This window comes from Streptomyces sp. NPDC088400 (genome assembly GCF_044753355.1).
GTDB lineage: Bacteria > Actinomycetota > Actinomycetes > Streptomycetales > Streptomycetaceae > Streptomyces.
In genome coordinates this window covers 371,666-385,498 of record NZ_JBIVMZ010000003.1, presented here as the reverse complement: position 1 = coordinate 385,498, position 13,833 = coordinate 371,666, and the positions used below count along the sequence as shown (strand labels likewise).

The 13,833-nt window shown below is 68.9% G+C and carries 1 protein-coding gene; it reads left to right on the top strand.

Features of this window, described 5'->3' with window-relative positions:
• Nucleotides 1–68: 68 nt before the first annotated feature.
• Nucleotides 69–13,814 (top strand): type I polyketide synthase, encoded by a 13,746-nt coding sequence (locus tag ACIQD6_RS09500; protein WP_401880167.1) that lies wholly within the window; start codon nt 69–71, stop codon nt 13,812–13,814.
• The last annotated feature ends 19 nt before the right edge of the window (nt 13,815–13,833 follow it).

The window sequence follows — 13,833 nt, the reverse complement described above, 5'->3', positions numbered from 1 at the left end:
AGGGCCGGCTGGTGCCGCCGGCCGCTGCCATGTCCCCTTGTCACGAGTGGCTACCCGAGAGAACTCTGATGCCTGAATCCTCTTTGGACCGGGGCCCGATCGCCGTTGTCGGCGTGTCGTGCCGATTGCCGCATGCCGCCAGTCCGGCGGCCTTCTGGACCCTGCTGCACGACGGCGTGGACGCGATCTCGACGACTCCCGCCACTCGTTGGGACGCTGCCGACGGCCCCGGTCCCGACGCCGATGGCACGGCGTTCGGGGGCTACCTGGAGGGCATCGACCAGTTCGACGCGGCGTTCTTCGGGATCTCGCCACGTGAGGCCGCCGCGATCGACCCGCAGCAGCGGCTCATGCTGGAGCTGAGCTGGGAGGCGCTGGAAGACGCCGGGATCGTCCCGGATCAGGTGCGGGGTGCCGACGTCGGTATTTTCGCCGGTGCCAACAAGGACGACTACGCGGCTCTCCTGCACCGCCGCGGGCTGGACGCGATCACCGCACACAGCACCACCGGTGTGCAGCGCGGAATGATCGCCAACCGCGTGTCCTACACGCTCGGGCTGAGCGGCCCGAGCATCACCGTGGACACCGCGCAGTCGTCCTCGTTGGTCGCCGTGCATCTCGCGTGTGAAAGCCTGCGCCGTGGGGAGTGTTCCAGCGCGATCGTCGGCGGGGTGATCCTCAATTTCAGCCCGCACGCCGCGGTCGAGTTGTCGAGGTTCGGTGGGTTGTCGCCCGACGGCCGATGTTTCACCTTCGACGCCAGGGCCAACGGGTTCGTCCGCGGCGAGGGCGGCGCCGTGGTGGTGCTCAAGCCACTGCGGCAGGCGCTGGCCGATGGTGACCAGGTGTACTGCGTGATTCGCGGGAGCGCGGTCAACAACGACGGGGTGAGCGATGGGCTGACCGTTCCCAGCAGCGCCGCGCAGGAGGAGGTCATCCGGCGAGCGTACGAGCACGCCGGTGTGAACCCGGCCGAGGTGCAGTACGTCGAACTGCACGGGACCGGCACCCGGGTCGGTGACCCGGTCGAGGCGGCCGCGCTGGGTGCTGCGGTGGGTGGGCCGCGACGTGCGCATGGCCCCCTGCGAGTCGGTTCGGTCAAGACGAACATCGGCCACCTGGAGTCGGCGGCCGGGATCGCCGGTCTGCTGAAGGTGGTGCTGGCGATCAGGCACCGCCGGATCCCACCGAGCCTGAACTTCCGTGAGCCGAATCCGCAGATCGCGCTGACGGATCTGAACCTGCGCGTGCAGACGGAGACCGATGCGTGGCCCGACGACGGGCGGCCACTGGTGGCCGGGGTGAGTTCGTTCGGCATGGGCGGTACCAACTGCCACGTCGTGGTGAGCGAAACGACTGGTTTCGACAGTGCTGACGAACCGGTGGAGCCGGCGGACGTCCCGGCCGGTGGTGTGGTGCCGTGGTTGCTGTCGGCGAAGTCGGCGGAGGCGTTGCGGGAGCAGGCTGTCCGGTTGGGGCAGTGGGCTGCTGCGCGACCGGGGATCGATGTGGCGGCCGCGGGTCGTGCCTTGGTGACGACCCGGTCGATGTTCGACCATCGCGCGGTTGTGGTTGCTGACGATGTGACTGGTTTTGTCGCTGGGCTGCGGGACTTTGAGACGTCCGCTGCGGTGGTGCACGGTGTCGTGGCGCCGGCTGGGCTGGGTCCGGTGTTTGTGTTCCCGGGGCAGGGTGCGCAGTGGGTCGGTATGGGTGTGGAGTTGTGGGACTCCGAGCCGGTGTTCGCTCAGGCGATGGAGCGGTGTGCGGCGGCGTTGGAGCCGTTCGTGGACTGGTCGTTGCGTGACGCGCTGGGTGACGCTGAGTTGTTGGCGCGGGTTGATGTGGTGCAGCCGGTGTCGTGGGCGGTGATGGTGTCCCTGGCTGAGCTGTGGAGCTCGGCCGGTGTGGTCCCGTCCATGGTGGTGGGTCATTCGCAGGGTGAGATTGCCGCGGCGACGGTGTCTGGTGGGCTGTCGTTGGAGGACGGCGCGCGGGTGGTCGCCTTGCGCAGTCAGGCGATTGTGGCTTTGGCGGGTTCCGGCGGAATGGTGTCGGTTCGCGCGACCTTGGCTCAGGTGGAGGAGTGGATTGCTCCGTGGGCTGACTTGTCGGTGGCTGCGGTGAACGGCCCGTCACAGGTGGTGGTTTCGGGTGCTGCGGAGGCGTGTGACGAGTTCGTGGCCCGGCATGCCGATGATGGTGTGCGGCGGATCGCGGTGGATTATGCGTCGCATTCGGCTCAGGTGGAGGCGATCGAGGCGCGGTTGGCTGAGGATCTGGCCGGGCTGGAGCCGACGAGCAGCCAGGTGCCGTTCCATTCCACGCTGGAGGCTGCCCTGGTCGATACGGCGGGGCTTGATGGTGGGTATTGGTATCGGAATCTGCGTGAGCAGGTGCGTTTCGCCGAGGTGATCGAGTCGCTGGTGGCGGCCGGGCATCGCACCTTCGTTGAGGTGAGTGCGCATCCGGTCCTCGCGATGGCGGTCGAGCAGGCCGGTGAGGGACTGGCCGTGACCGGTACGTTGCGTCGTGATGACGGCGGCCGGGGCCGGTGGCTGCGGTCCCTGGCAGGTGTTCATGTCGCGGGCGTGCCGGTGGACTGGACCACGCAGGTCGGCACGCGGACCCGTACCCACACGATCGGCCTGCCGACGTATGCCTTCCAGCGGAAGCGGTACTGGCTGCCGGATGCACCGGCGGTGGCTCCGGGCCGTAACACGCCTCAAGGCACCGAACTCGACGCGTTGCGGTACGAGGTTTGCTGGGCGCCGATCGGCCCCGTGCTGGACCGGACACTGACCGGTCGATGGGTCGTGGCGGTACCAGCCGACCACTCGGAGGAGGACGCGGTCGGCCAGGTTGTCGCCGCGCTCTCGGACGACCGCGACGAGTCGTTGCTCGTTCGGGTGGACCCGGCCCGTCCGGAAACCGACTTCGGGGACCTGGGGCCGGTCGCCGGTGTGGTGTCGTTCCTGCCACCTGACGTTTCCGCGGGCATGGTGTCCGACGTTCCGGTGTGGTCCGTGACGACGGGCATGACAGGTGATCCCCGGGAATCGTCGGGAACGGAGTACTGGGATCGGCCGTCGGCTCCGGGCGGTGCCGGCGGCCGTCTCGAACTCCCTTCGGAGTGGGACGCGACGACCTCGCGCAGGCTGCGCGCCGTTCTGGCCGGTGAGTACGGAGAGGACCGCTTGGCCCTGCGCTCCACCGGAGTGTTCGCCTGGCGGGTACGGTCGGCGCCGGTTCCGAGTGCGGCCCCGCACACCTGGCGTCCCTCCGGCACCGTACTGCTGGCCGGTGGTGGCACCGGCCGGTCGGCCGAAGCGCTGGTCAGCTGGTTGGAAGGCGGCGGTGCGCGGGTCGTCCGGGGCAGTGACCTGCCCGCCGACCCGGACCTCACAGCAGTCCTGTACTTGCCGGAACCTGATGGCACGCCCGATCCCGAGGCTCTCCGGCGTCTGCACGAACAAAGTGCCGACCGTGAGCTGTCCGCGTTCGTGGTGGTGTCACGTGCGAGTGCTCAACTGGGCCTGGATCCGGACTCGAATGGCCATGCCGAGGCGCTGATCCGGCTGCGCCGGGCGGACTCCCTGCCGGGCAACGTCGTGGCATGGCACGACGAGGACATGCCGTCGGTCGAGGGGATGCGCCCCACTGATTCCGCCCGGCAGGTCGAGGCGCTGGTCAGCGCCGTTGAACACGACGACCCGAGCATCGTGGTCGCCGATCTGAGCAGCGACCTGCGAGACACCGTCGTGGACGGTCCACGCCGCGATGAGCGTCGGCGCGGTCGTACCGGAGTCGGTGCCGCGCCCGGCGTGGCCGCCAGCGAGTCGTACCTGCTCGACCTGGTCCGCACGCACGCCGCCGCGGTGCTCGGTCACGGTGGAGCATCGGACATCGACGCCGGTCGGAGTTTTCGGGAACAGGGCTCGGATTCCTACATGGCCGTGGAGCTGCGCAACCGGCTCATCGCGGCTGTTGCTCTGGATCTGCCGGCCACCGTGCTGTTCGACTATCCGACACCCACGCGGCTGGCCGCGTATCTGCACCGCCGCTTGTCAGGAGTGTCCGAGTCGGATCGGGCACCGGCCGGTGCGGCCTGGGCGGCGGATGAGCCGATCGCGATCGTGGGCATGGGGTGTCGTTTCCCGGGCGGAGTGGATTCGCCGGAGGCGTTGTGGGAGTTGCTGGCCGCCGGCGGGGAAGGGGTGTCGGAGTTCCCGGTCGACCGCGGCTGGGATGTGGAGGGCCTGTACGACCCGGATCGGCTTCGCCCGGGTACCTCGTACTCCCGGCACGGCACTTTCCTGGCTGAGGCGGGAATGTTCGATCCGGAGTTCTTCGGGATCAGCCCGCGTGAGGCGACGGCGATGGATCCGCAGCAGCGGCTGGTGCTGGAAACAGCCTGGGAGGCGTTGGAGCGGGCCGGGATCGTGCCGGATTCACTGCGTGGTTCGGATACCGGTGTCTATGTGGGTGTCGGCGGATCCGACTACGGTTCGGTGCTGGCGTCCGGTTCGGACGAGGTCGATGGACATGTGCTGACCGGCAATGCGGTGAGTGTGGCTTCGGGCCGAGTCGCCTACACACTGGGCCTCGAAGGCCCGGCGGTGACGGTGGACACGGCGTGTTCTTCTTCTCTGGTGGCGGCGCATCTGGCCGCGCAGGCGTTGCGTTCCGGTGAGTGCTCGATGGCGCTGGCCGGTGGTGTCACGGTGATGTCCACCCCGGATATGTTCGTGGAGTTTTCCCGCCAGGGCGGCCTGGCCGCTGATGGCCGGTGCAAGCCGTTCGCGGATGCCGCGGACGGGACCGGTTGGGGTGAGGGCGCCGGGATCCTGGTTCTTGAGCGGTTGTCCGATGCACGACGGAATGGACATCAGGTTCTGGCCGTGTTGCGTGGCAGTGCGGTGAATCAGGATGGTGCGTCGAACGGTTTGACGGCGCCGAACGGTCCTTCGCAGCAGCGGGTGATTCGGGCGGCGTTGGCGAGTGCGCGGTTGTCTTCGGCCGAGGTCGATGTGGTGGAGGCGCATGGCACCGGGACCCGCCTGGGTGACCCGATCGAGGCGCAGGCGCTGCTGGCGACGTACGGTCAGGACCGGCCGGAGGATCGGCCGCTGTGGCTGGGGTCGGTGAAGTCCAACATCGGTCATACCCAGGCTGCCGCCGGAGTTGCCGGTGTGATCAAGATGGTGCTCGCCATGCACCACGATGTATTGCCGCGCACGTTGAACGTGGACGCGCCGTCGTCGCATGTGGACTGGTCCTCCGACGCCGTGCAGTTGCTGACGGAGCCGGTGCAGTGGCAGGCCAATGGCCATCCGCGCCGGGCGGGTGTCTCGTCGTTCGGTATCTCCGGCACGAACGCCCATGTGATCATCGAAGAACCCGAACCGGTATCGGTAACCGAATCGGATGAGACCCCGGCGGCCGGCGTGGTGCCGTGGCTGTTTTCGGCCAGGTCGCCGGAGGCGTTGCGGGAGCAGGCGTCCCGGCTGGTCAGGTGGACCGCCGAACGCCCGGAGGTCGATCCGGTGGCAGTGGGTCGCGCGTTGGCCACGAGCCGTTCGGTGTTCGAGCATCGGGCGGTGGTGCTGGGCCGGGACCAGCAGGCGTTGCTGGAGAGCTTGCAGGCGTTTGCCGAGGACCGGTCGGGTGCGGGTGTGGTGACCGGCTCGCCTGTTTCTGGGCGGCTGGCGGTGGTGTTTTCCGGTCAGGGTAGTCAACGTCCTGGTATGGGTTCGCAGTTGTCGGCTGTGTTCCCGGTGTTCGCTGAGGCTTTTGATGAGGTGTGTGCGGAGCTGGACCGGCATTTGCCGCGTCCGATCCGTGAGGTGATCGATGGTGAGCCGGGCCTGCTGGATGAAACTCTTTATACGCAGGCTGGGTTGTTTGCGGTGCAGGTGGCTCTGTACCGGCTGACGTCGTCGTGGGGTGTGTCGGCGGAGTGGGTGGCTGGGCATTCGATCGGTGAGCTGAGTGCTGCTCATGTTGCGGGTGTGTGGGATTTGGCGGATGCGGCTGCGGTGGTGGTGGCGCGTGGTCGGTTGATGCAGGAGTTGCCGTCCGGTGGGGCGATGGTGGCGTTGTCGGCGGGTGAGGCCGAGGCGCTGGAGTTGATCGGTGAGCGGGCCGAGGTTGGCCTGGCGGCGGTGAACGGTCCGGAGTCCACGGTGATTTCCGGTGCTGAGAATACGGTGGAGGAGCTGGCGCAGCGGTGGCGTGACCAGGGCGGGAAGGCGCGGCGGTTGCGGGTGAGTCATGCGTTCCATTCGCCGTTGATGGAGCCGATGCTGGATTCGTTCGCGCGGGTGTTGGAGCGGGTGACGTGGCGTGAGCCGCTCATACCGGTGGTGTCCGGTACGCCGGATGCGGATGTGACGGACCCGGCTTACTGGGTTCGGCATGTGCGGGAAACGGTGCGTTATCACGACGCTGTTCTCAAGCTGCGTGAACTGGGTGCGGAGCTGTTCCTGGAGGCCGGGCCGGCCGGGACGCTGAGCGCGATGGCCACGGTGGACAGCGGCGTATGGCTGCCCGCAATGCGGTCCGAACGCGACGAGTCCGAAACGGTCATGGCCGCGCTGGCCGGGGCGTACGTGCACGGCGCCGGCGTGGACTGGGTCTCCTTGCTGGGCGCCGGCGGGCGGCCGGTGCCCCTGCCGACCTACGCCTTCCAAAGGCAGCGCTACTGGCCCGCGCTCGCCGGAGTGCGGCCCGGGGACGCTCGGTCATTGGGGCAGGGCGAGCCTGGGCATCAGCTGCTCGGCGCGGAAGTGGCGCTGGCTGGTGGGGACGCGGTGGTGCTGACCGGCCGGTTGTCGCTGGCCACATACCCCTGGCTGGCCGACCACGCCGTGCTCGGTTCGGTGTTGTTGCCGGGAACGGCGTTCGTGGATCTGGCGGTGCACGCCGGTGACCGCGTCGGCTGCGCGGTGGTCGACGAACTGACGTTGCAGGCCCCGTTGCTGTTGTCCGAGCAGGGTGGCGTACGGGTGCAGATCCGGGTCGGCGAGCCCGATGAGGACGGCCGTCGGGTGGTCGGCATCTTCTCGCGTGCCGACGATGACGATGAGTGGGTTCAGCACGCCGACGGTGCACTGAGTACGCAGTCCGCCCCGGCACCGGAGTGGCCGGGGGCATGGCCCCCGGCAGGTGCGCGGCCGGTGCCGGTGGACGGTGCCTATGAGCGCCTGGCCGAGGACGGCTACGGCTATGGACCGGTGTTCCAGGGGCTTCGTGGAGTGTGGCAGTCCGGCGCGGACGTGTTCGCCGAGGTGGCTCTGGCCGAGGGAACCGAGGTCGACGGATTCGGGGTGCACCCGGCACTACTGGACTCGGCCCTGCACCCGATCGGCCTGACCGCTCAGCCCGGCGGGGACGGGGTGAGCCTCCCGTTCGCGTGGAATGGCGTACGGTTGCACGCCACCGGTGCGTCGGTGCTGCGTGTGAGGTTGTCCCATCGTGAGGACGGTGGGGTCGGGGTCGAGGCGTACGATCCGGCCGGGCAGCCGGTGTTCAGCGCGGACTCCTTGCGGCTGCGCCCGATCACCGCCGCCCCGGACACGTCCGGCGGAGGACGCACGGGCCGCTCACTGTTCGGTGTGGACTGGATCCCGCTGGTCGTCCCGGAGACCACCGCGGTGGAGTGGGCTTGGCACGGCCAGGTCGAGGGCGAACTGCCCGCCGTGGTGGTCGCCCAGGTCCCGACCGGCGATGGTCTTGAGTCGGTGCAGACGGTGACGGCCACGGTGCTGAACTGGCTGCAGGAGTGGCTGGCCGAGCCGGGCACGGAGGACTCGCGGCTGGTGCTGCTCACCCGGGGCGCGGTCGATGGCGGCGATCTGGCCGCTGCGGCGGTGACCGGCTTGGTGCGTTCCGCGCAATCCGAGCACCCGGGACGGTTTGTTCTCCTGGACCTCGACGCCGACATCGACATCGACGCCGTCCTGCCTGCCGTGGTGGGCAGCGGCGAACCGGAGATCGCGCTGCGCGCGGGCGTGTTGAGTGTGCGGCGTCTGGTACGGGCTACCGGTGCTGGTCAAGCGGTACCGGACCAGGTGGCTGCGGGCACCGTGGTCATCACCGGGGGCACCGGGGTACTGGGTGCGCTGCTGGCCCGGCATTTGATCACTGCCTACGGTGTGCGCGATCTGCTGCTGCTCTCGCGCCGGGGCATGGACGCTCCGGGCGCGGATGAGCTGGCCGCCGAACTGGGTGAGTTGGGCGCGCGGGTGTCGGTCCAGGCGTGTGATGTGTCCGATCGTGATGCGGTGGCGGCGGTGTTCGCCGAGCATTCGGTGTCGGGTGTGGTGCATGCCGCTGGTGTGCTGGATGACGCGACGGTGGAGTCGCTGACCCCGGATCGGCTGGCTGGGGTGTTGCGGGCGAAGGTGGATGCCGCGTGGCATTTGCATGAGCTGACCCGTGACACGGACCTGGGGCTGTTCGTGGTGTATTCCTCGGCGGCTGCCACGCTCGGTTCGGCGGGGCAGGGGAGTTATGCGGCGGCGAACGCCGCGTTGGACGCGCTGGTGCAGCAGCGGCGGTCGTCGGGGCTGGCCGGACACTCGCTGGCGTGGGGACTGTGGGAACAAGGCTCAGGGATGACCGGTCGCCTGAGTGAAACCGACTTGGCCCGGTGGGCTCGGGCCGGAGTTCGGGCGCTGTCCGATGAACAGGGACTGGCGTTGTTCGATGCGGCAACGCGCCTGGATCGGTCCTTGGTGGTGGCGGCGCGACTGGACGTAGCGGCCATGCGAGCCGCCGGAACCGTCTCGTCGTTGCTGAGTGGGTTGACCGGTGGTCCGGGGCGCCGGTCCGCGGCCACCACGGCTGGTGAGGGTGATCTTGCCGCCCGGCTTGCCGCACTGCCCATCGAGGAGCGCCAGTCGGCGGTACTGGAACTGGTACGTGCTCAAGCGGCCACCGTTCTGGGACACACCTCGGCTGTTCGGGTCGACGCCGATGCGACCTTCCGTGACGTGGGCTTCGATTCGCTGACCGCGGTGGAACTGCGTAACCGGCTCACCGCCGTGACCGGAATGCGCCTGCCGGCGACCATGGCCTTCGACTATCCGACTTCGCGGTTGCTGGCCGGGTTCGTGCTGTCCGGGGTGCTGGGTGAGCAGGCGGACGAGGTTCCCGCGCTCGGGAGCGGCGCGGCGGCCGGTGCGCTGGACGAGCCGATCGCGATCGTCGGGATGGGGTGCCGTTACCCAGGTGGAGTGAATTCCCCTGAAGCGTTGTGGGAGTTGCTGGCCGCCGGCTCCGAGGGAGTGACTGAATTCCCGGCCGACCGCGGCTGGGATGTGGCCGGACTGTACGACCCCGACCGGCTTCGCCCGGGAACCACCTACACCCGCCACGGCGGATTCCTGAAGGACGCGGCGGAGTTCGACGCGGGATTCTTCGGTATTTCGCCACGTGAGGCGGTGGCGATGGATCCGCAGCAGCGGCTCGCACTGGAGACGGCGTGGGAGGCGTTGGAGCGGGCGGGGATCGTGCCGGATTCGCTGCGTGGTACTGCGACCGGTGTCTATCTCGGGTTGATGTATCACGACTACGCGACTCAGACGGCGTTGAGTCCGGGAGACAGCGACGGATTCAACGGCACCGGCAACTACGGAAGCGTTCTCACCGGCCGGGTGTCGTACGCGCTCGGCCTGGAAGGCCCGGCGGTGACGGTGGACACCGCTTGTTCCTCCTCCTTGGTGACGGTGCATCTGGCCGCGCAGGCGTTGCGGTCCGGTGAGTGTTCGATGGCGCTGGCCGGTGGGGTGACAGTGATGTCCACCCCGGAAGTGTTCGTGGAATTCTCCCGGCAGGGCGGATTGGCCGCCGACGGCCGGTGCAAACCCTTCTCCGAAGCCGCGGACGGAACCAGCTGGGGCGAAGGGGCCGGCGTCCTGGTGCTGGAAAGGCTGTCCGACGCCCGACGACATGGGCATCAGGTTCTGGCTGTGCTGCGTGGCAGTGCGGTGAATCAGGATGGTGCGTCGAATGGTTTGACGGCGCCGAACGGTCCTTCGCAGCAGCGGGTGATTCGGGCGGCGTTGGCGAGTGCGCGGTTGTCTTCGGCCGATGTCGATGTGGTGGAGGCGCATGGCACCGGGACCCGCCTGGGTGATCCGATCGAGGCGCAGGCGCTGCTGGCGACCTACGGTCAGGGCCGGCCGGAGGAGCGGCCGCTGTGGCTGGGTTCGCTGAAGTCGAATCTCGGTCACACTCAGGCGGCCGCGGGCGTGGCGGGCATCATCAAGATGGTGCTGGCGATGCGGCACGGCCTGTTGCCGCGGACGCTCCATGTGGACGCGCCGTCGTCCCATGTGGACTGGTCGGCCGGTGCGGTCCAGCTGTTGACCGAGCCGGTGCCCTGGCAGGTGGACGGTCGTCCTCGCCGGGCCGGTGTGTCGTCGTTCGGTATTTCCGGTACGAACGCGCATCTGATCCTCGAAGAACCCGAATCCGCCCCCGTGGTGGAACCGGGTGTGGTCCGGGGCGGAGTGGTGCCCTGGCTGCTGTCGGCCAAATCGGCGGAGGCGTTGCGGGAGCAGGCTGTCCGACTTGGTCAGTGGGTCTCTGATCAGCCGGAGGTCGATCCGGTGCTGGTCGGCCGGGCGTTGGCCACGACGCGTTCGGTGTTCGAGCATCGGGCCGTGGTACTGGGCCGCGACCGGCGGACGTTGGCGGATGGTGTGCAGGCGTTTGCCGAGGACCGGCCAGGTGCCGGGGTGGTGACCGGATCGCCGGGTTCGGTTCCCTTGGCGGTGGTGTTTTCCGGTCAGGGCAGTCAACGCCCTGGTATGGGTTCGCAGTTGTCGGCCGCCTACCCGGTGTTCGCCGAAGCCTTTGATGAGGTGTGCACGGAGCTGGACCGGCATCTGCCGCGCCCGATCAGGGAAGTGATCGACAGCGAACCGGGCCTGCTGGATGAAACTCTCTACACGCAGGCTGGGTTGTTCGCGGTGCAGGTGGCGCTGTTCCGGTTGGTGAGTTCGTGGGGTGTGTCGGCGGAGTGGGTGGCTGGGCATTCGATCGGTGAGCTGAGTGCTGCTCATGTGGCGGGTGTGTGGGATTTGGCGGATGCGGCTGCGGTGGTGGTGGCGCGTGGTCGGTTGATGCAGGAGTTGCCGTCCGGTGGGGCGATGGTGGCGTTGTCGGCGGGTGAGGCCGAGGCGCTGGAGCTGATCGGCGAGCACGCCACCGTGGGCCTGGCGGCGGTGAACGGTCCGGAGTCCACGGTCATTTCCGGTGACGAGAACACCGTGGAGGAGCTGGCGCAGCGGTGGCGTGACCAGGGCGGCAAGGCGCGGCGGCTGCGGGTGAGTCACGCGTTCCATTCGCCGTTGATGGAGCCGATGCTGGATCCGTTCGCGCGGGTGCTGGAGCAGGCGACGTGGCATGAGCCACGGATCCCCGTCGTGTCGGGTATTCCAGGTGCGGATGTGACAGACCCGGCCTACTGGGTTCGGCACGTGCGGGACACAGTGCGTTACCACGACGCTGTTCTCAAGCTGCGTGAACTGGGTGCGGAGCTGTTCCTGGAGGCCGGGCCGGCCGGGACGCTGAGCGCGATGGCCACGGTGGACAGCGGCGTATGGCTGCCCGCGATGCGGGCGGAGCGGGATGAACCGGAGACCCTGCTGACCGCGGTGGCCGGAGTGCACGTCCATGGCTCCACCGTGGACTGGACCACGCTGCTCGGAACCCGGTCGGGCAACCCCGTGATGTCGCTGCCGACGTACGCGTTCCAGCGGGAGCGCTTCTGGCCCGAGGCGTCATCTCAGCGCTCCGCGAGCGCGGTTGACGGTCTGGACGCCGAGTTCTGGGAGGCGGTGGAGCGCGAGGACGCGTCGGCGGTGTTGCCGGTGCTGGCTTCCCTGCGGCAGCGGCAGGCACGTTCGGCGGTGGACCGGTGGCGGTATCGGGTGGGGTGGTCGTCACTGCCGGAAAGGTCCGGTGGCCGGCTTGATGGTGTGTGGGCGCTGCTGGCGGCCGCGGGCTCCGGTGACGACCTGGCGGCCTTCCTGACGGAGGCCGGCGCCGAGGTCGTACGCATTGATCTCGACCAGGTCGATGAGCGGGAGCTGCCGGAGGCCGGGTCGTTGGCTGGTGCGGTGGTGGTGGCCGGTGAGGGCCGCGAGTGTGCGGCGCAGTTGCTCGCGGTCGCTCAGGCATGGAATTCGGTGCCGATGTGGGTGCTGACCCGGGGCGCGGTGAATGTCGGTGAGAGCGATCCGGTGGTGAATGCCTGGCAGGGACAGGTGTGGGGGCTGGGCCGGGTGATCGGTTCCGAGCAGCCCGGCGGTTGGGCAGGCTTGATCGATCTTCCCGCCGGGCCGCTGGATGAGCTGTTGTGGCAGCGGTGCTGTTCGGTGCTGGCCGATGGCGATGGCGAGAACCAGGTCGCGGTGCGCCCCGACGGCGTGTACGGGATGCGGTTGCGCCGCGCCCATGTCGTACCGGGGCAGGGCTGGCAACCGTCGGGAACGGTACTGGTGACCGGCGGAACGGGTGCGTTGGGTGCGCGGGTGGCGCACTGGCTGGTCGAGCGTGGTGCGGAGCATCTGGTGCTGGTCAGCCGCCGGGGCGCGGACGCGCCCGGTGCGCAAGCACTGGTGGCGGAGTTGTCGGCGTTGGGTGTCGGTGTGCAGGTGGCGGCCGGTGACGCCGCCGACCGTGTTGCGATGGCCGAGGCCTTGGCCGCGATTCCCGAGGAATTCCCGCTGACCGCCGTTGTGCACACGGCGGGTGTTCTGGACGACGGTGTGCTCGGTTCGTTGACACCGCAGCGGCTGGAGGCGGTGGCCGCGCCGAAGATCGACGCGGTGCTCGCCCTGGACGAACTCACCGCGGACATGGGCCTGCAGGCGTTCGTACTGTTCTCCTCGGTGGCGGCGTTGCTGGGTTCGCCGGGCCAGGGCAACTACGCCGCGGCCAATGGGTTCCTGGACGCCTACGCACAGATGCGGCGGGCACAGGGTGCACCGATGGTGTCGATGGGGTGGGGTGCCTGGGCCGGCGCCGGCCTGGCCGACGCCGAACTGATGCAGTCCCTCCATCGGCGGGTGGGCGTGCGCGGGATGGATCCGGCGGTGGCCGTGATGGCGCTGGAACACACCTTGGACGACGGGTACGTCGCGGTCGCCGACGTGGACTGGGGCCGGGTCGCGGAACTCGGCCTCGGCGGACGGTCGCTGGCCGAACTCCCGGAGGCCGAGGCGGCGGTGGCCGCGGACGCGGCGAACGGGGATTCCTCGTGGCTGCGGGATTTGCGGGAGGCCCCGCCCGGCAAGGGACCGTCGGTGGTGCTGTCGATGGTCCGGGAGCAGGCCGCTATGGTGCTGGGGCACGCGGGTGCGGGGAAGATCGACGAGGGAACCGCCTTCCGTTCTCTCGGGTTCGACTCGCTGACCGCGGTCGAACTGCGCAACCGGATGGCCGCGGTGACCGGCCTGTCGCTGCCGGCGGCGCTCGTTTTCGACTATCCGACACCGGCCGACCTCGCCGGGTACCTCCACACGCGACTGTCCGGCGACGCCGATGCCTTCGGACCGTCCATCCTGGACGAGCTCAGCCGCCTGGAGGACTCCCTGTCGCAGCTGACCGCCGAGTACTTCGACTCCCAGGCGGCCGAGGCGGGCTTCCACGACGAGGTCAGCGGTCGACTGAAGGCATTGACGTCGACCTGGCACAACCTCCAAGGGCTGGACGGCGACGGGAATGTGCAGGACAAGCTCCAGCACGCCTCGGACGACGACCTCTTCGACTTCATCGACAACCGGTACGGCAAGGCATGAGGACTCCTCTCGCTTTTCA

What these genes read in the sequence shown, in the direction of transcription:
- ACIQD6_RS09500 (WP_401880167.1), top strand. Translation starts at nt 69, where the DNA reads ATGCCTGAATCCTCTTTGGACCGGGGCCCGATCGCCGTTGTCGGCGTG.